Here is a 19,506-nt window from a genome sequence, read left to right on the forward strand (position 1 = left end):
ACGCTGCCAGACTGGTGGTCGCCCAGGCGAGCGCAATTTGCGTCGGGTCGATTTGTCAGAACGACGCTTGTGGGTATTCATCGCAACCTCCTGGTTCAGGCCGTTGCGACGACCGGTTGAATCCGCCTTGGGAACCGCGGTCACTGTAATGGACCAGCCCCATGCCCTTGGCGGCGCGGCGCTCGTGGACCGCCTGCTCCAGGGCATCGAGAACGAAGCCGGCCTGCGCGGTCGAGCTGACCCGCCAGCCGACGATGCGTCGGGCACAGGCATCGATGACGAAGGCGACATGGACGAAGCCCTTCCAGGTGGGGACACAGGTGAAGTCGCTGAGCCAAAGCAGGTTCGGCGCCGGCACCCGGAACTGGCGGTTCACCTTGTCGAGCGGACGAGGCGCCGATCTGTCGGGGATCGTCGTCCGGTGCGGCTTGCCCCGGATGATACCTCGAATGCCCATGCTCTTCATCAGCCTCGCCACCGTGCAACGGGCAATGTCGAAGCCCTCGCGGCCGGGCTGTCGCCAGACCTTGCGAACGCCGTAGACGCGCCAGTTTTCCTCGAACACGCGACGGATCTCGGGGCGCAAGGCCGCGTCCCGGCGCGCCGGGTGCGACAGCCGCGCCGGATCAGCCCGCTTCGCCAGGTGATCGTAACAGGTGGACGGGGCGATCGGCAGGATCGGCGGTCGAGCTCCGCCATCGAGACGGGCGCACCACCGGGCATGAAGGCTACACCCGATCCCTGAAGCACCGGAAGCGGATCGAAGAGGCGTTCGGCTGGGCCAAGACCGGCGGCATGGCCCAGACCGTCCATCGCGGCATCGAGCGGGTGCGCTCCCGCTTCATCGTGACAATGGCGGCCAACAATCTCGCCCGGCCGCCCCGGCTGCTGGCACCGTGAAGTCGAAAGAGGCGGGCGGAACTGTTCACCCCTCGTCAGGACCTGTCTGGATACCCAAGCTTTCCAATCCGCAGGCCGAGAAACCGTTCCCAGCCTCCACTAATTCAGCAGCGCTGTTAGCGCACCATAATCGATTCGAGGGCGGACAACATGGATTCAAGCAACCATCGCATTAACTGTCAGCGTTGAACACAATCCGAAGTTGAGCGGGGCCATGCAGAGCCAGCTTCGCTGGCGAGTTATGGCCGAGGCCCAACCTTCGACGAAAAAAAGACTTTACCGCTAGACGAATCACCTCCGCCGACGCTACCCATGCAAATAGTTGAACGACGCCAGTGGGTTTCATTCGGGGCAGGCAGCCGGTGCCAGGTTCGGCAGACGGGGCCTCAACCCGGAAGGAGGCGGTGGCGAGGAGGACTTCAGGCCGTCAGAGGCCGGAGGTCAGGACGGACGGCATTCGCGGGCCGATTTTCTGCGAGATTTTTTTTGACGCTCGGAGAGGGCAACAATGATTCATTGGAGGGAAGCACCGGCGCGTTGACTGCAAGGGTGCGTCACGACCCCTGACGGGTCGGTTCACATTAACTCAGGCTGCCGAAAGGCGATCCGCTGCCCGTGGGCAGCGATCGGAGCGGCATTGCGGGAATTTTCCCGAACGGGGGTCAACATGTCCTGTCCGGACTGACAGCGCCACGCGTCTTCTGCGCGGACGGGATTTCCGTCGCGCATGAGGCGATCCATCAATTCGATTTCAGAATGTAATCCGCCGCCGGACATTCAGGCGGCACAGAACGCGCGGGCCATTGCCCGGCGCCAAGGGGGGCTATCATGGTTACGTTGGTCAAGCACGACCTGGAATTCATCCTCAAGCAGATCGAGATCGCCGAAAAGCATGCGGCCGGACAGCCATTGTCGGAACTGGTCGACAGCGCACTGCTTCCCCACGGCCTGCGTACGGTCGACGGAAGCTACAACAACTTCCACGAAGGCCGGGAGCAGTGGGGCGCCTCGGGCGTGATCTTCAGGGATCTCGTCGCGCCCAGCTGGCGCGACAACTACGCAGCGGTCGAGGGGCAGTTCGGCAACGTGGTCGACGCCGATCCGCGCCTCATCTCGAACCTGATCGTGGATCAGACGCTCGACAATCCGGCCGCGATCTATGCGGCGCTGACCCATGCGGGCCTGACCGGCGGGGCCATCACCACCGCCCTGACCGAGATCCGGAACGCGAATGTCGCCGTCAAGAACCTCGAGATGGTGCTCTCCCAGTTGACGCCCGGCACGCCGGCGCACGGGGTGATCGAAGTTCAGCTCACCCAGGCCCGCCAGGATCTCGCGGCTCGCCTCGACCAGCATGGCGTCGAGATGGACGGGCCGACCGTGATGCTGCCCAACGTCGCACCCGACGACGGAATCTCGGCCTCCTACAACTCGGTCTTCACGCTGTTCGGACAGTTCTTCGACCACGGCCTCGATCTGGTCGCCAAGGGCGGCAACGGCTCCGTGCTGATTCCGCTCTCTCCCGATGATCCGCTTTATGTCGAGGGCGGCCACACCAATTTCATGGTTCTGACCCGGGCCACGGTCGGCGAGAACGCCCGCAACGTCACCACGCCGTGGGTGGACCAGAACCAGACCTACACCTCGCATGCGTCGCACCAGGTATTCCTGCGCGAATACAAGATGGTGGACGGCAAGCCGGTGGCGACGGGCCACCTGCTCGACGGGAACAATGGCGGCCTCGTGACCTGGGCCGAGGTCAAGGCCCATGCCCGCGAGATGCTGGGCATCGAGCTGAGCGATCTCGACGTGGGCGCAGTGCCGCTGCTGCGGACCGACGCCTATGGCAACTTCATCCCCGGCGCCAACGGGTTGCCGCAGCTGATCCTCGGGCTCGGCGCGGACGGGAAGCCGAACACGGCCGACGACATCGTGGTCGAGGGGAACCTCGCCGCTCCGATCGGCACCTTCAGCCCGCATGTGGTCGACGGCGTCACCTATAATGGCGCGGTGCGCACGCCGAACGCCTTCCTCGACGACATTGCGCATGCCGCGGCCCCGGTGGTCGATGCCGATGGCAACCTTCTGGAGGACGACGACGCAACCACCGGCTACAGCGGCGGCTTCACCCAGCGCGGCGCTCAGACGGCCTATGACAACGAGCTTCTCGACGCGCATTTCATCACTGGCGACGGGCGCGGCAACGAGAACATCGGCCTGACGACGATCCACCACATCTTCCACTCCGAGCACAACCGCGTCGTCGAGCACAGCAAGGACGTGATCCTCGCCTCGCAGGACCTCGCCTTCCTGAACCAGTGGCTGCTGGAGCCGGTGACGAGCTGGCCGGCGGACCCCGCGACCCTTGAATGGAACGGCGCACGGCTCTTCCAGGCCGGCCGCTTTGTCACCGAGATGGAGTACCAGCACCTCGTCTTCGAGGAGTTCGCGCGGAAAGTGCAGCCGGACGTGGACGTCTTCATGGTCCAGCCGGACGCCGAGCTTGACCCCACGATCTATGCCGAGTTCGCGCATGTGATCTACCGCTTCGGCCACTCGATGCTGAACGAGACGGTCGATCGCGTTCGCGCCGACGGCACTGATGCCTCGATGGACCTCTTTGACGCCTTCCTGAACCCGCTGGGTTATGCGGCGGGCTTCAACTCCCACGCCGAGGCCTCGGGCGCGGTCCTGCGCGGCATGGCGTACCAGGTCGGCAACGAGATCGACGAATTCGTCACCAACACGCTGCGCAACCAGCTGCTTGGCATCCCGCTCGACCTCGCCGCGATCAACATCGCGCGCGGCCGCGACACCGGGACCCCGACGCTGAACGAGGCGCGGGCGCAGTTCATGGCGATGTCCAACGGCGACAGCCAGCTCAAGCCCTACGACAGCTGGTCGGACTTCGCGCTGAACATGAAGAACCCGGCCTCGATCATCAACTTCATCGCGGCCTACGGCACGCACGCTTCGGTCACCTCGGCCACCACGATGCAGGCCAAGCGCGACGCGGCCTTCGACCTCGTGATGGGCGGCCCCAACGCGCCTGCGGACCGGCTGCACTTCCTGAACGGGACCGGCGCCTATGCGGGCGATCCGGCGCTCGGCGGGCTGCAGAACGTCGACCTCTGGGTGGGCGGCCTGGCCGAGAAGAAGATGTCCTTCGGCGGCATGCTCGGCTCGACCTTCTCCTTCGTCTTCGAGATGCAGATGGAGAGCCTGCAGGACGCGGACCGGTTCTACTACCTGTCCCGCGCCCAGGGCCTCAACCTGCTGACGGAGCTGGAGAACAACTCGCTCGCCAAGATCGCGATGCGGAATACCGATCTGGGCGAGGAAGGCTTCGCCATGCCGGGCGACATCTTCGCCGCGCCGGGCCTCGTCCTCTACGTGGACGAAACCAAGCAGGCGCATGCCGATCCCGAGCATGACGATCCGACGCTGGGGGCCTTCACCAAGCTGGTCGAGCGTGGCGACAACTTCCTGCGCTACAACGGCGACGAGCATGTGGTCATCGCCGGATCCGACGGGGACGACCACATCATCGCGGGTGACGGCGACGACACGGTCTGGGGCCGCGGCGGCAACGACCGGATCGAGGCCGGCTATGGCGTCGATCACATCGAAGGCGGCGACGGTGACGACATCATCACCAACGCCGGCACCGACATCGGCGCCGCCGACATGCTCAAGGGCGGCGCCGGCAACGATGTCATCCACGGCGGCAGCGGCATGGCGCTGATCTTCGGCGGGTCCGGCAAGGACTTCCTGATGACCGGCCCCGACGGTTCCGAGATCCGCGCCGGCACGGACGACGACTTCGTGTTGGGCGGCGACGGTTCGGACGTCCTCTTCGGCAACGAAGGCGATGACTGGCTCGAGGGCAAGGGCCGCTTCGACTACATTGCGGGCGACAACGGCGACATCTTCTTCAACTCGACCATCATCGGCCATGACGTGCTGAACGGCGGCCAGGGCGACACCGACTACGACGCCGACTCGGGCGACGACATCATGTTCGCCGGCGAGGGCATCCAGAAGTTCATCGGCATGTGGGGCCACGACTGGGTCACCTACAAGGGCCAGAAGATCGCGGCCGATGGCGACATGAACGTGGAGGTGTTCACCACGCTCCCCCTCGAGGTGCTGCGTGACCGCTTCAGCCAGGTCGAGGCGGTGTCCGGCTGGAAGCATGACGACGTGCTGCGCGGCGACGACCGGCTGACCGAGGAGCCGGACGAGGAGGGAGCGGCGCCGCTGATCGCCGACCCGACGCCAGAGGGCAACTTCATCTACAACGAGCTGGACCAGGCGGGCATCGACCGCATCGCGGGCCTCGGCGAGATCATCACGCCCGAGATGATGAAGCTGGGCCGCTACTGGGCCGACGGTTCGGGCGACGAGAAGATGATCTTCGACGGCGGCAACATCATGCTCGGCGGCGGCGGCAGCGACATGCTCGAGGGTCGTGGCGGGAATGACGTGATCGACGGCGACCGCTGGCTCAACGCCCGCATCGCCTTCGAGCATCAGGGGCAACGCTACACCGCCGACTCAATGAACGGCCGTGTGTTCCTGGAGAGCGCCTATCTTGCCGCCAAGGCGGAGACCCAGGGGCTGACGGCGCAGTTCAACGGCCGCACGCTCGACTCGCTGATGCTGGACCGCACGGTCAATCCGGGCGCGCTCAACATCGTCCGCGAGCTTCTGTCGGACGACAGCGGGCAGGACACGGCGGTCTACTGGGACATCCGCGACAACTACGAGATCACCTCGAACGCGGATGGCAGCCTGACGATCACCCATGTCACGCAGTCCGACGAAGTGAACCCGATCACCGGCCGGAACCGTGTCTCGGACGGCACCGATCGCCTCTACAACATCGAGTTCCTGAAGTTCGCGGACAGGACCGTCAGCACGGCCGGGCTGGTCAACTCCTTCGCGACTGGCGCGCCCGAGATCATCGACCCGACGCCCACCAACGGGCAGGTGTCGCCAACTGCGGGCCAGCAGCTGGCCAGCAGCCTTGCGGCGATCCAGGACGCCAACGGCCTGCCCACCGGCGCCGGTGCCTACAGCTATCAGTGGCAGGTCTCGCAGAATGGCGGCCTGACCTGGAGCAACATCGCCGGTGCCACAGGTCCGAACTTCACGCCGAGCACCGGCATCCTCGGCCTCGGCGGCCAGGTCGGCGGCCTGCTGCGCCTGCAGGTGAGCTTCACCGACAATGACGGTCATCAGGAGGTGCTGCATTCCGCGCCGTCCTCGGTCGTCGGCAACAACTGGAACGCCACTCCGTTCGTCGGCAACACGTTCAATGGCACCGAGGGCGACGACATCGCCAATGGGACCAACGGCCTCTTCGGCGCGGGCGCCAACGACACGCTGAACGGCAACGGCGGCAACGACATCCTGAACGGCAACGGGGGTAACGACCTGCTCAACGGCGGCGCGGGAGACGATGTCCTCAACGGCGGCGCGGGAACCGACACGGCGGTCTTTGCCGGGGCGGCGGCGAACTTCGCCCTCGCCAACAGCGGCACCAACCTGGTCGTCACCGATCTGACCGGGGCCGAGGGAACCGACACGCTGAGCGGCATCGAGCAGCTGCGCTTCGCCGGCGTGAACTACACCGTGGGCGCCGGGTCGGCCGCCAACAACACCGTGAACGGCGGCACCGGCGCCAACGCCAACCGCGCCGACGCCCTCTTCGGCCTCGCCGGCAACGACGTGCTGAACGGGAACGGCGGCAACGACCTGCTGGCTGGCGGTCAGGGCAACGACACCGTCAACGGCGGCGCCGGCAACGACACCATCTACTGGAGCGCGGGCGATGGCCGCGACTTCATCGACGGTGGCGATGGCACCGACACGGTGAAGATCGTGGGCGACGGCACGGCCGAGACCTACCACATCTACGCGCGGTCGGCGCCGGAGGCGGCCGGCCTCCCGATCCAGAACAGCAGCGCCGAGATCATCATTACCCGGAACGGTGTGATCATCGCGGAGCTCGCCAACATCGAGGAGATCATCATCAACGGCCTCGGCGGCGGCGACACGTTCGTGCCGATCGGCAACTTCGACGGCACCAGCCTCCATCACAGCACCATCACGCTCGAGGGTGGCGACGGCGACGACACCGTGGACATTACCGGGCTTCAGTCCGCGCACCGGGTCGTGTTCCGCGCGAAGGGCGGACAGGACACGGTGATCGGCACGCCGCGACCGCAGGACGTGATCGAAGGCGACAACGTGACGCTGGCCGGTTCGGGCAGCGAGCGGTGTGACGATGACGACGACCACGACGACGACCACGACGACGACACGCCGCCGACCGGCACGCCGGAGGAGGCGGGCGTGACACTGACCGGCACCTCCGCGGCGGATGTGATGGTCGGCGGCGCCGGGGCGGACATCCTTGTGGGCATGGCCGGCAATGATGCGATCCTCGGCGGCGCCGGCGGCGACAAGCTCTATGGCGGCGACGGGAACGACTTCCTCGCCGGCGAGGGTGGCGACGACCTGCTCCTCGGCGGCGGCGGCCGCGACGACCTCCTCGGCGGCGCGGGCAACGACGCGATCTTCGGCGACGGCGGCAACGACCGTCTGTTCGGGGACGAGGGTAACGATCTGCTCTCGGGCGGGGCTGGCAATGACGTGGTCTTCGGCGGTGCCGGCAACGACACCATCGTGGCCGAAAGGGGCGACGGCGACGACGTCTACTACGGCGACGACCTCGACGGCGGGGACGGGATCGACACCCTCGACATGTCGGCCATCATGGCCAACGTGAGCGCCAATCTCGGCGCCGGGGGCGGCCGCGGCCAGGTGACGAGTGCCCACACCGGCACCGACATCCTCTACGGGATCGAGAACATCGTGACCGGCTCCGGCAACGATGTGATCACCGCCGGTCGGGCCGTGAACGTGATGGACGGCGGCAGCGGGAACGATGTGTTCCGCTTCCTCTCGGTGGAAGATGCCGACGGCGACACGATCCTCGGCTTCGAGCCGGGCGACCGGATCGACCTCAGCGGCATCGACGCCGACGCCACGGTGGCCGGGAACCAGAGCTTCACGCTGGTCTCGGGCGGCTTCACCGGCGCGGGTCAGATCATGATCTCCGACGAACTCCGCTCCGACGGTCGGTACGCCGTGATCGAGGGCAATACCGGCGGCGGCGCGGAGGCTGACTTCAAGATCAGCGTCCGGACCAACGACGAGCTGGCCTCCGGGCAGCTGACGCTCTGATCGCGGCCGGGCAGGCCGGAGCCCCCCTCCGGCCTGCCCCCCTTTGCCCCTTCATTCATTCATTTCCCGCCCTTTCATTCAACGGACATCAGCCATGGCCAGCCAGGACGCCAAGACCCAAGCCCGGCGCAAGAGCGCGGCAAAGCTCACCCGCGGCTTCCGCGGGATCCTCGTCTACCTCTTCGTGGTGTCCGGGATCATCAACCTCCTCGCGCTCACCGGCTCGATGTACATGATGCAGATCTACGACCGGGCGCTCTCGAGCGGCAGCATCCCAACGTTGCTGGCGATCTCCGCCCTGGCGGGCGGGCTCTACCTTTTCCAGGGCCTCTTCGACATCGTCCGCTCGCAGGTCCTGGTCCGGGTCGGTGCGCGGCTCGACCGCGACGTGGCGCCTGCGGCCCACAAGGTGGCGATGGACATGCCGCGCTTCGGCTTCTCCGGCGCCGAGGCGGCCTCGCGCGGGCGCGACGTGGACACGCTGCGCGGCTTCCTCGGCAGCCAGGGCCCCATGGCGTTGTTCGATCTGCCGTGGATGCCGCTGTTTCTCGTCTTCGTCTATATCCTGCACCCGCTGCTGGGCGCCCTGACCTTCACCGGCGCCGTGCTGCTGACCTCGCTCACCATCGTGACCGAGGTGATGACCCGCCGCCTCAGCGGCGCCGCCCACGAGGCGCTGATCCAGCGCAACGCCATGGTGGACTCCAACACTCGCAACTCCGAGTCGATCCGCGCCATGGGCATCGGCGGGCGCGCGCTTGAGCGCTTCGTGGTGGCGAACGAGGAGCACCTCGCGATCCAGACCCGCGCCAACGACATCACCGGCACCTTCGCGGCGATCTCGCGCGTGCTGCGCATGATCCTGCAATCTGCCGTGCTGGGCCTCGGCGCCTATCTGGTGATCCAGGGCTCGCTGTCGGCCGGCGCGATCATCGCCGCTTCGGTGGCCTCCGCCCGCGCGCTTGCGCCGATCGACCTCGCCATCGGCAACTGGAAGAACGTCGTCATGGCCCGCGCCGCCTGGGACCGCCTCAAGGGGACGGTCGCCATTCTCGACCAGGTGCAGCCCAAGATGCCGCTGCCGGCGCCGCGCCGCTCGCTCAAGGTCGAGGGGATCACCGTCGCCGCGCCGGGGTCGGGCCAGGTGCTCCTGAGCGGCGCCAGCTTCACGGTCGAGGCGGGTCAGGCGCTGGGTATCATCGGCTCCACCGGCGGCGGCAAGACGACGCTCATTCGCGCCCTGGCCGGGGTCTGGCCGGTGCTGCGCGGCAGCGTGCGGCTGGACGACGCGGACCTGACGCAATGGGACGAGGAGGCGCTCGGCGCCCATGTCGGCTACCTGCAGCAGGACTACGTCATGCTCGACGCCACCATCGCGGACAACATCTCGCGCCTGGACACGGAGGCCGATCCGCGCGCCGTGGTCGAGGCGGCGCGCGCCGCGAGCGTGCACGAGATGATCGTGCGCCTGCCCGAGGGCTACCACACCGAGCTCGGACCGCAGGGCGCCTCGCTCTCGGGCGGCCAGAGGCAGCGGATCGGGCTTGCCCGCGCGCTCTATGGCGAGCCCTTCCTCGTGCTGCTGGACGAGCCGAACTCGAACCTCGACGGGCAGGGCGAGGCGGCGCTGACCGAGGCGATCGAGGGGGTGAAGCGGCGCGGCGGAATCGTGGTGGTGATCGCCCACCGTCCAAGCGCGCTCGCCGCCTGCGATCTCGTCGCGGTGGTGCAGAACGGCAAGCTGACCGCCTTCGGCCCGAAGGAGCAGGTCATCGGCAGCGTCCGCGCGCGTCCCGCGCCCGGCGAAACGGTCCCGGCGCGTGAAGAACGCGTCCGGGCCACGGCGTGAGGACCCTGCCGTGATCGATGTCAGGAGCACCAAGGGGGCCTCCGGGCCGGAAGCCGACCCGGCCCGCGCCTACGAGGAACCCCCCGCCCGCCGGTCGAAGGGCGCGATGGTTGCGGCCGGTTTCCTCGCGGCCGTTGCCCTCTACCTCAAGGCCTTCCTGGGCCGTCCGGCCGACGCGGCCCCCCCGGAGCGGCCGGAAGCGCCCGGTGACGACGAGGCGGGCGGCGCAAGCTCCGCCTTGCCCCGCTCGGGCCGAGGCGCGGCCGCCTCCCCGTTCGAGACACAGGACGAGCGGCCGGTCGAACCCGACTTCGTCTTCCGGGCCGAGCCCGACACGCTCTCCTATTTCGAACCGGTGCCGGCGCATGGGCCCGAGATGTTCCGGCCCGGCGCGTTCCTGACGAACGTGGCCAACATCGCCGCGCCGCCCCCGCCGAAGGCCGCAGTGGTGCAACTGCCGCCCGCAGCCGCGGCGTCTTCCGTCGCGCCTGCAGCGGCACCTGCGGCGGCACCTGCCGCGCCGCCGAAGCCCGCGCCGCGGCCCGAGCAGGCCAACCGTGCCCCGCGCGTCAACGGGCCGATCACGCTGAATGACGTGACCGGCTGTGCCGTCCTCTCCATCGCGCTCGCCGACCTGCTGGCGGGCGCCACCGACCCGGACGGCGACAGGCTCTCGATCCTGAACCTGACCGTCTCGGCCGGGGAGGTCCAGCGCACGGCCACCGGCTGGGACATCTCCGGCTTCGACGAACTCGGCCCCGTGGTCATCACCTACCGCATCTCGGACGGCGAGCATTCGATCCTGCAGACCGCGCATTTCAACGTGGTCGAGACGAACACCATCGTCGGCACCGATGGCGACGACATCATCGCCGGCACCGACTGCAGCGACGTCATCGACGCCCGCGACGGCAACGACTTCGTCGTCGGCGGCAAGGGCAATGACGAGATCCGCGGCGGCCGCGGCGACGATCACCTGCGCGGCGGCGACGGCGACGACATCCTGCTGGGCCAGGCCGGCAACGACGTGTTGTTCGGCGGCGCGGGGAACGATCGCCTCTCGGGCGGCGACGGCGATGACCGGCTCTTCGGCGAGGCGGGGGACGACATGCTCTTCGGGGATGCGGGCAACGACCTGCTGTCGGGGGGCGATGGCGACGACCTGCTCGACGGCGGCGCGGGGGATGACGTCCTCATGGGGGATGCGGGGGACGACGTGCTCCTCGGCGGCGCCGGGAACGACCTGCTCGAGGGCGGCGAGGGCGATGACCGCCTGTTCGGCGGCGACCGCCATGACGTCCTGGCGGGAGGCGCGGGCGATGACCTGCTGGACGGCGGCGCGGGCGACGACCGGCTGAGCGACGGCGACGGGCGCGACGTGGTCCATGGCGGCAGCGGCAACGACATCGTGACCGCCGCGGCGGACGGAGCGGACGACCGCTTCTCCGGCGGCGAGGGGCGCGACACCCTCGACTATTCGGCGGCGACGGCGGCCTTGATGATTGACCTGACCGCAGGCGAGGTCCGCAGCGCCGAGGTCGGCCGCGACAGCGTCGAGGCGTTCGAGGTCGTGATCGCCGGATCGGGCGACGACCGTATCCGCGTCGGCGCCGAGGCCCATGATCTCACCGGCGGCGCCGGCGCCGACCTCTTCGAGATCACCGAGGCGGCAAAGGACTTCGTCCACCGCATCATGGATTTCGAAGTGGGCGACGTCCTGCGCGTCGCGGGCCTCGACCTCATTCGCGAGGCGGGCGTGACCGCGGAGGACGCGCGCGAGTGGATCTACGGCGCCCCCGGCAGCGGCGACGCGGGCAAGATCCGCTTCCGCAACGAGTGGCGTGAGGACGCCGACTGGACGGTGGTGCAGGCGAAGCTCGCCGACGAGCTGGACTTCGACACCATGATTCATCTGCAGGGCCGGCACATGCTGGTGACATTCGAGGCCGTCTGAGGACGCGCCGCACAGGGGGGAATACGCATGTCAGCAACCAGCCAGAGGCGCCCGGCGGCCAAGCCGGCCCTCCGCCCAGCCTCGCTCGCGCTGCGCGGCCGGGTGATCGCAGGGGTCGCCCTCGGCGCCCTCCTGATCGGGGGGGCAGGCGGATGGGCCGCGACCGCGCAGCTCGCCGGGGCGGTCGTGGCGCAAGGCGTCGTCGCCGTGGACCAGGAGGTCAAGGCGGTCCAGCACCGCGACGGCGGCATCATCCGCTCGATCGCCGTGCGCGAGGGCGACGCCGTGACCGAGGGCCAGGTGCTGATCTCGCTCGACGACGCCGCCACGCGGGCCGAGCTGTCGATCATCCGCAGCCAGCTCATGGAACTCTCGATCCGCCGCGCCCGGCTCCAGGCCGAGCGCGACGGGGAGCCCTCCTTCGCGCTGCCGGCGGGGATCGACGCGGCCCACGCCACCGCGGCGGCGGTGATGACCGGCGAGACGCGCCTGTTCGACGGCCAGCACACCAGCCGCGAGAGCCGCAAGCAGCAGATCGAACTGACCATTCGTCAGATCGGCGAGGAAATCGGCGGCTTGCGGGCGCAGCGGGACTCGAAGTCCGAGGAGATCGGCCTCGTCGAGGTCGAGTACGGCCGCATCGGCCAGCTTCTGGCCAGCGGACTGACCGATCGCGGCCGCATTCACGGGATCGAGCGCGACCTCGCCCGGCTGCGCGGCGAGCTGGGCGAGATCGACGCCGGGATAGCCCGCGCCGAGACCCGCATCGGCGAGCTGCGCCTGCAGGTCATCGCGATCGACGACGACAGCCGCACCGAGGCGCAGCGCGAGTTGCGCGAGGTCGAGACGCGGATCGCGGAACTCGTCGAACGCGAGACCGCGACCGCCGACCTGCTGCTGCGCACCGACATCCGCGCGCCGATCGCGGGCGTGGTGAACGAGGTCAACATCCACACCCTGGGCGGCGTCGTGTCCCCGGCCGAGGTGCTGGTGACGATCGTGCCCAACGACGCCGAACTCGCGGTCGCGGTGCAGGTGCTGCCGGCCATGATCGACCAGGTGAACGAGGGCCAGACCGCCCGCATGCGCTTCACCGCCTTCAACCAGCGCATCACGCCGGAGATCCTCGGCGACGTGCGCCGCGTCGGCGCCGCTACCACCCGCGACCCGGCCACCGGGCAGCCCTTCTACCTGGCTGAGATTGCGCTCAAGCCGGAAGAACTGGCCAAGCTCCCGGACGAACGGCTGCTGCCCGGAATGCCGGTCGAGGTCTATATCCAGACCGAGACACGCACCGCGCTGTCCTACTTCGCCCGGCCGATAACGGACCAGTTCAGCCGTGCCTTCCGTGAGAGGTGAGGGTGAGCATGTCGAGCGCGGCACGCCGTTCGGCATGGCCGTCGGCCTGGGTCAGATCGCCCCGAACGATCAGGCCCGAACGGTTCTCCATCAGCGCGTGGCCGATGAAGCACAGCTTGACCAGCGTGCCGTTGACCGAGAAATGCTCGTCTGACAGGAGTGGCGCGACCTCGCGGGGCGCCAGGATCGCCGCCATCACCGGTGCCGCGACATCTCGGTGGTCAGCAGCCGGCCGCGGTTCTTGGTGAAGACGGTCGGCCTTCGGCCCGGGGCTTCGCCCGTTCAGGGCTGAAATCTGTCCACTGGACAGATTTCCGGGCGCCCTTCACCCCAGACAGATCGTCGATGCCGAGCCCCACGAACCAGCGGAACAGCAGGTCATACTGCATCTGCTCCATAAGCTGCCGCTCGGAGCGGACCGAGAACAGGATCTGGATCAGGCTCGCCCGGATCAGGCGTTCCGGCGCGATCGACGGGCGGCCGAAATCCGTGTAGAGCGCCTCCAACTCGGCATCGAGGCTGGCCAGTGCGTCATTCACCACCTGCCTGATCTTGCGCAGCGGATGCCGCGCCGGAATGCGCGCCTCCAGATCGACATAGCTGAACAGCGACCTGTTCGTCTCGTCTGTGCCGCGCATCATCACCCCCGCAGTAACCGTAGGGGGATGAATCATGTTCCTCAGACCGCGCGATGGCCGACTTCTTCAGCAACCTGTTAGGCGCAGGTGGAGGAAAAATCCCGTGGCAGGTCACGGCCTCAGCCGCGCGCGCCGATGAGATGGGGGGCCGCCCCATGCCGCGCGTCGGCCTCGGTCCACGCCGGAGGACCTCGGCGCCAAGCGCCATGGCATTCGAGCGGAGATGGCCGCTCAGGCGCCCGGCGGGGTGCGGATCACCAGGTTCCTGATCTCGGTCATGTCCTCCATCGCGAAGCGGACGCCCTCGCGGCCGAGACCGGACTCCTTGACCCCGCCATAGGGCATGTTGTCGATGCGATAGCTCGGCACGTCGCCGACCACGACGCCGCCGACCTCCAGCCGGTCCCATGCCCGCTGGAACACGGCGCACCTCGGCGACGACGCGCTGCGGATAGACCGGAAAGCGCCCGTCGGCGGCCCCCTTGGCGATCGCCCGATCATGGTGGCGCTTCACCTCCACCATCCGGCCGAAGTCCCAGTCCGGGGCGTGCGCCCGTTCGGAGAGCCCGCTTGCGATGCGCCAGACCGCGTTGGCGATGTCGCCGACGACCTCGGCCTGCGGGAAGTAGACCGGGTCCACCTCGGCCGAGCGGAACGAGACGTGGGTGACCTGCGTCCCGCGCGCGACGCTGACCGGATCGGGCTCCGAATGCCCCGTCTCCTCGACGGGCATGCCGCGCCGCATGAAGAAGGGCGGCTTCTCGATGACGTCGTGGCCGATGTTCACGATCAGGTCCGCGGCCTCGATCGCCCGGTGCACGAAGTCGCCGGAGGAGAGCGCGGCGCAGCCCATGAAGAGCGGGTGGCGCTCGACGATCACCCCCTTGCCGAGCTGGGTCGTCACGAAGGGGATGCCGAATCTGTCGACCAGCCGCGTCAGCATCCGGCTGGTCAGTTTGCGGTTGCCGCCGGCGCCGATGACGATCAATGGCGAGCGCGCTTACGCGATCCGCTCGACCGCAGCCGCGACGGCCTTGTCCTCCGGCACCGGCCGCCGGGTGTGGGAGCGCGTCAGCGGCCGCTCGTCCGTCTGCTTGGCCGCGATGTCCTCGGGCAGTTCCAGATGCGCGGCGCCCGGCTTCTCCTCCTCGGCGAGCCGGAACGCCTCGCGCACCCGGCTCGGGATGTTGTCGGCCGAGATGGTGATCCCGAATGGGCCTTCGCCCGCTTCGACGCTCGCCGATCAGGATGTCGTGTCCGTCAGCCACCTCTCCGGAGTGCCGCTGATCCTGCTCGCCCGAATGCGAGCGCCCGGCAGGGACGTTGACGAGTTGTTCTGGACACATGGGCTACGCCCCGACGTGCGCATCGAGGCGCATTCGGTCATGACGGCCTGCGCTTTGGCGGGGAGGGCCTCGGCGCCACGCTCGTGAATGAACCTCGCGCGCGACTATGTTCATCTGCCATCGCGATCAGGCCTTGGCCGAGCGGATATCGCACCACTTCTCGTTCGCGGTGGCCGAGCAGGTGCCCCCAGCAACACGATGTTCGAGTTCATCCGGCTCGCGACGGACCATCTCGGTAGGATTTCGCTCCCGGGACGCGGCGCCGGTTCAGAAGATCAAAGCTCCTGCTGAACCTCGACGGTAGAGGCAGAACATCGGACTGAGGAGCACGACTCAAACCAGCCTCTCTTGCAGGTTTTGTTCCGGGTTGCGTTCCGGGCAGCTATCGAGGTGGACCCGTGCGGGCTGTAAGCGGTTGGAAAATTGGCGACCCCGGCAGGACTTGAACCTGCAACCTGCCCCTTAGGAGGGGGCTGCTCTATCCAGTTGAGCCACGGGGTCCCGCCACTGTCATGCCTCCGCCGGGGCGGCGACGCAAGCTTGGCGGTGCTGGTTCTGCGGCTTTGAGCGCGGCGCTGCTGACGCGAAGTTGCGCGGCGCGGCAAAGGGGCGCGTGGGCGGGCTCTCGCCCTCGGGGCGTTTGCGCGCTAGGTCTCCGCCATGCTCGGGATCGATCTTGCCACCGCAGCCTTTCTGCCTGCCGCCCTGGTGGCGCTCTTCGCGGGGCTGCTGTCGTTTCTCTCGCCCTGCGTGCTGCCGATCGTGCCGCCGTATCTGGCCTACATGACCGGGGTCGGCGTCACCGATCTGCGCGAGCGGCGGCGGAGTGCGGCGCTGCCGGCGCTGTTCTTCGTGCTGGGGCTGAGCACGGTGTTCCTCATCATGGGGCTCGCGGCCTCGGCGTTCGGGCGGGCGTTCCTGCAGTATCAGCTGTGGCTGGCGCGGGCCTCGGGGTTGTTCATCATCATCGTCGGGCTGCATTTCCTCGGGCTGATCCGCATCCCGCTGCTCGACCGCGAGGCACGGCTGGACGCGCGGGGCGAGGGGGGCGCGATGGGGGCCTATCTGCTGGGGCTTGCCTTCGCCTTCGGCTGGACGCCCTGCATCGGCCCGCAGCTGGGGATGATCCTGTCGCTGGCGGCGCAGACGGGCGAGACCGGGCGCGGGACGGCGCTGCTGGCGATCTATGCGGCGGGGCTGGGCATCCCGTTCCTGCTGGCGGCGATCTTCATCAGCCGGGCGATGGGGCTGATGAACCGGATCAAGCCGTGGATGGGCGTGATCCAGAGGTCCATGGGCGCGTTGCTGCTGGTGGTGGGCGTGGCGCTCGTCACCGGCGCGTTCACCGCCTTTTCGTGGTGGCTGCTCGAGACCTTTCCGGCGCTGGCGATGCTCGGCTGATCAGTCGGCCCAGGCGGGCGGGCGCTTCTCGATGAAGGCGGCCATGCCTTCGGCGGTGTCGGGCAGCATGATGTTCTCGCACATGACGGACCCCGCGGCCGCATAGGCCTCGGCGGTCCCGAGGCCGCGCTGCGCCTGGAAGGCGCGCTTGCCCATCGCCACGGCGGCCGGAAGTTTAGTGGCGATCAGCTGCGCCATCTCCATCGCCTCGTCTGCCAGCCGCTCCTGCGGCACGACGCGGTTGATGAGGCCGAGTTCGCGGGCGCGGTCGGCGTCGATGAACTCGCCCGTGACCAGCAGTTCGAAGGCGGCGCGGGGGGCGATGGCGCGGCTCAGCGCCACCATCGGCGTGGTGCAGAAGAGGCCGATATTGACGCCGTTGACGCCGAAGCGCGTGCCCCCGGCGGCGATGGCGAGGTCGCAGGAGGCGACGAGCTGGCAGCCGGCGGCGGTGGCGATGCCCTGGACCTGGGCGATGACCGGCTGCGGCATCGCGCCGATGCGCTGCATCATGGCGGCGCAGTCGGCGAAGAGCGATTCATAGGCGGCGCGGCCCTCGTCACCGGCCTCGCGCGATGCCTGCATCTGCTTCAGGTCATGTCCGGCCGAGAAGGCCTTGCCGGTGGCGGCGAGGATCACGGCGCGGATGCCCTTGTCGGCGGCCGCCTCGTCGAGGGCGCGGGTGAGTTCCGCGATCATCTCGACCGACAGGGCGTTGTAGTTGGCGGGGCTGTTCAGGGTCAGCCGTAGCACGCGGCCGTGGGTCTCGCGCAGGACTAGGTCGGTCATCTCGGTTGCATCCTCTCGCCAAGTTGCCAGAAGTCTAGGCCGCGACGAGGCAGGGGGGAAGCATGGCACTGGCGATGGATGCAGCGGCGCTGAATGCGTTCCTGGCGGCCGAGTTCCCCCAGGTGGTGCCCTCGCATCGGGTCGAGGAGGCGACAGAGGCGGGGGTGCAGGTGCGGCTGACGGCCGATCCGGGGCAGCTGCGGCCGGGCGGCACGGTGTCGGGGCCGGCGATGTTCGGGCTGGCGGATGTGGCGGTCTATGCGGCGCTGCTGTCGCGGATCGGGCCGGTGGCGCTCGCGGTCACGACGAACGCCTCGATCGACTTCATGCGCAAGCCCGCCGCGGGGCGGGATCTGATCGCGGAGGCGCGGCTGCTGAAGCTTGGCCGCAGCCTCGCGGTGGCGGATGTGCTGATTCGCTCGGAGGGGGAGGAGGCACCGGTGGCGCGGGCCTCGATGACCTACGCGATCCCGCCGAAAACCGCGTAAAGGGGCAGGTTGCGACCGGGTATCTTGTTACCTATATCATAAGCGCCTGACTGCCTTAGCTATTTCAACGGTCATCTCGCTTGACCACGCGGCCCCGATCCCCGATATACCCGCATCCGAATACGAAGGAACCGAAGGGTCCGCAGATGAAAACCTATACTGCCCGACCGGCGGACATCGAGAAGAAGTGGATTCTGATCGATGCCGAGGGCGTCGTGCTGGGGCGACTCGCCGTGATCGTGGCCACGCGCCTGCGCGGCAAGCACAAGCCGACCTTCACGCCGCACATGGACATGGGCGACAACGTGATCGTCATCAACGCCGACAAGGTGCAGATGACCGGCAACAAGCGCGACGACAAGAAATACTACTGGCACACCGGCTATCCGGGCGGGATCAAGCACCGCACCGCGCGCCAGATCCTCGAGGGCGACCACCCCGAGCGCGTCGTCTTCAAGGCGGTCGAGCGCATGATCTCGCGCAACAAGCTGGGCAAGCAGCAGATGACCAACCTGCGCGTCTATGCCGGGGCCGAGCATCCGCACGAGGCCCAGCAGCCCGAAGTCCTGGACGTGAAGTCCATGAACGCCAAGAACACCCGGAGCGCGTGACCATGGCCGACGACATCAAATCCCTCGACCAGCTGCGTGATGCGGTGACGGCGAATGCCGGGGCGGTGCAGGGCTCGACCGGGGCCGAGGCGCAGTCCGCGGCAGCGCCGCGCGAGCCGCAGCGCGACGAGTTCGGCCGCGCCTATGCCACCGGCAAGCGCAAGGACGCCGTGGCGCGGGTCTGGGTGAAGCCCGGCTCGGGCCGCGTCAGCGTGAACGGCAAGGACATCGACGTCTACTTCGCCCGTCCGGTGCTGCAGATGATCCTGCGCCAGCCCTTCGACGTGGCCGGCGTCGCCGGTCAGTATGATGTGGTGGCCACGGTCGCCGGCGGCGGTCTCTCGGGCCAGGCCGGGGCGGTTAAGCACGGCATCTCGAAGGCCCTGCAGCTGCACGAGCCGAGCCTGCGCCCGGCGCTCAAGGCCGCAGGCTTCCTGACCCGCGATGCGCGCGTGGTCGAGCGCAAGAAATACGGCAAGGCCAAGGCCCGCCGCAGCTTCCAGTTCTCGAAGCGCTGACGAGTCGGGCCCTTCGGGGCAGAATCGAGGGGGCGTCGTCCGGCAGGGCGGCGCCCCTTCTGCATCCTGGGGGCGCGAAGAAGCGTTTGGTTCCCGTGACTTGCAAGTTTTTTAGCCCGGTCCGGAAAAAACTGCTTGCGCCCCTCGGCCGCCTCCCCTAGATACCGCTTCACCGCAGCCGAGGCACTGGCCGGGGCGGCGGGAAATCGGAGCGGATGGACGGCTCGACAGCGTCAAAGGAAAGACGCAAGCGAGCCGTGTTTCTGTGCCGTTGCTTTTTGACATTGCTATCTTTTTGGAAGGGATATGCGGGCGGTTCTGGGTGTTGCGCGATGCGATACTGGGACTTCTGCATATCGGCCCTCTAGGCTTCGGCCGATGATGAGGGTGTCAGCTTCA

At 68.1% G+C, this 19,506-nt stretch carries 10 protein-coding genes, 1 tRNA gene and 4 pseudogenes; 9 read left to right on the plus strand and 6 right to left on the minus strand.

The features are described 5' to 3' along the window. Window positions 1–79 precede the first annotated feature (79 nt). Window positions 80–697 (minus strand): annotated as a pseudogene (locus GI374_RS18145) (IS3 family transposase); the annotation flags it as partial. Between the two features lie 5 nt (window positions 698–702). Between GI374_RS18145 and GI374_RS18150 the strand changes: the two are divergent. The 5 genes and pseudogenes from GI374_RS18150 to GI374_RS18170 all read left to right on the plus strand — a co-directional run. Next, window positions 703–900, plus strand: a pseudogene (locus GI374_RS18150) (transposase); the annotation flags it as partial. A gap of 828 nt (window positions 901–1,728) precedes the next feature. Continuing rightward, entirely contained in the window at window positions 1,729–8,154 is a 6,426-nt protein-coding gene (locus GI374_RS18155; protein WP_154338420.1) for a peroxidase family protein, read from the plus strand. 94 nt (window positions 8,155–8,248) lie between these two features. After that, complete coding sequence (locus tag GI374_RS18160) at window positions 8,249–10,003, plus strand: type I secretion system permease/ATPase (protein WP_154338421.1); 1,755 nt, start codon at window positions 8,249–8,251, stop codon at window positions 10,001–10,003. A gap of 10 nt (window positions 10,004–10,013) precedes the next feature. Beyond that, the gene (locus GI374_RS18165; protein WP_154338422.1) at window positions 10,014–11,957 is read left to right on the plus strand and encodes a cadherin-like domain-containing protein; all 1,944 of its coding nucleotides are present in this window, start codon (window positions 10,014–10,016) and stop codon (window positions 11,955–11,957) included. Between the two features lie 27 nt (window positions 11,958–11,984). Beyond that, window positions 11,985–13,316 carry an HlyD family type I secretion periplasmic adaptor subunit gene (locus GI374_RS18170; RefSeq protein WP_154338423.1) on the plus strand — a complete coding sequence of 444 codons (1,332 nt, stop codon included), beginning with the start codon at window positions 11,985–11,987 and terminating at the stop codon, window positions 13,314–13,316. On the opposite strand, the pseudogene GI374_RS18175 reads toward GI374_RS18170, so the two are convergent. From GI374_RS18175 to GI374_RS18190, 4 genes and pseudogenes are all read right to left on the minus strand, one after another. Continuing rightward, window positions 13,303–13,954 (minus strand): annotated as a pseudogene (locus GI374_RS18175) (transposase); the annotation flags it as partial. The gene GI374_RS18170 and the pseudogene GI374_RS18175 overlap by 14 nt on opposite strands. A gap of 231 nt (window positions 13,955–14,185) precedes the next feature. Then, entirely contained in the window at window positions 14,186–14,377 is a 192-nt protein-coding gene (locus tag GI374_RS19565) for an aldehyde dehydrogenase family protein (RefSeq protein ID WP_370515470.1), read from the minus strand. Between the two features lie 217 nt (window positions 14,378–14,594). Further along, window positions 14,595–14,897, minus strand: a pseudogene (locus GI374_RS19975) (hypothetical protein); the annotation flags it as partial. Window positions 14,898–15,724: 827 nt separating this feature from the next. Then, window positions 15,725–15,801: transfer RNA gene (locus GI374_RS18190), tRNA-Arg, on the minus strand. A 159-nt stretch (window positions 15,802–15,960) separates the two neighbouring features. On the opposite strand from GI374_RS18190, the gene GI374_RS18195 reads away from it, so the two are divergent. Beyond that, window positions 15,961–16,701, plus strand: coding sequence for a cytochrome c biogenesis CcdA family protein (locus GI374_RS18195; protein ID WP_154338424.1), 741 nt, complete (start codon window positions 15,961–15,963; stop codon window positions 16,699–16,701). Here the strand turns inward: GI374_RS18195 and GI374_RS18200 are convergent, their stop codons facing one another. Further along, a complete protein-coding gene (locus tag GI374_RS18200; protein ID WP_154338425.1) occupies window positions 16,702–17,490 on the minus strand; it encodes an enoyl-CoA hydratase in 789 nt (262 codons plus the stop codon). A 62-nt stretch (window positions 17,491–17,552) separates the two neighbouring features. Between GI374_RS18200 and GI374_RS18205 the strand changes: the two genes are divergently transcribed. From GI374_RS18205 to rpsI, 3 genes are all read left to right on the plus strand, one after another. Further along, entirely contained in the window at window positions 17,553–17,978 is a 426-nt protein-coding gene (locus GI374_RS18205) for a PaaI family thioesterase (RefSeq protein ID WP_154338426.1), read from the plus strand. Window positions 17,979–18,124: 146 nt separating this feature from the next. Then, window positions 18,125–18,589, plus strand: coding sequence for a 50S ribosomal protein L13 (gene rplM / locus GI374_RS18210; RefSeq protein WP_154338427.1), 465 nt, complete (start codon window positions 18,125–18,127; stop codon window positions 18,587–18,589). A 2-nt stretch (window positions 18,590–18,591) separates the two neighbouring features. Further along, window positions 18,592–19,107, plus strand: coding sequence for a 30S ribosomal protein S9 (gene rpsI / locus GI374_RS18215; RefSeq protein ID WP_154338428.1), 516 nt, complete (start codon window positions 18,592–18,594; stop codon window positions 19,105–19,107). Window positions 19,108–19,506: the final 399 nt, after the last annotated feature.

This window comes from Paracoccus sp. S-4012 (assembly GCF_009674885.1).
Classification (GTDB): domain Bacteria; phylum Pseudomonadota; class Alphaproteobacteria; order Rhodobacterales; family Rhodobacteraceae; genus Paracoccus.

Coding starts and splice junctions, on each gene's coding strand:
- rpsI (WP_154338428.1), top strand. CDS start 18,592: ATGGCCGACGACATCAAATCCCTCGACCAGCTGCGTGATGCGGTGACG.
- GI374_RS18160 (WP_154338421.1), top strand. CDS start 8,249: ATGGCCAGCCAGGACGCCAAGACCCAAGCCCGGCGCAAGAGCGCGGCA.
- GI374_RS18195 (WP_154338424.1), top strand. CDS start 15,961: ATGCTCGGGATCGATCTTGCCACCGCAGCCTTTCTGCCTGCCGCCCTG.
- GI374_RS18170 (WP_154338423.1), top strand. CDS start 11,985: ATGTCAGCAACCAGCCAGAGGCGCCCGGCGGCCAAGCCGGCCCTCCGC.
- rplM (WP_154338427.1), top strand. CDS start 18,125: ATGAAAACCTATACTGCCCGACCGGCGGACATCGAGAAGAAGTGGATT.
- GI374_RS18155 (WP_154338420.1), top strand. CDS start 1,729: ATGGTTACGTTGGTCAAGCACGACCTGGAATTCATCCTCAAGCAGATC.
- GI374_RS18200 (WP_154338425.1), bottom strand. CDS start 17,490: ATGACCGACCTAGTCCTGCGCGAGACCCACGGCCGCGTGCTACGGCTG.
- GI374_RS18205 (WP_154338426.1), top strand. CDS start 17,553: ATGGCACTGGCGATGGATGCAGCGGCGCTGAATGCGTTCCTGGCGGCC.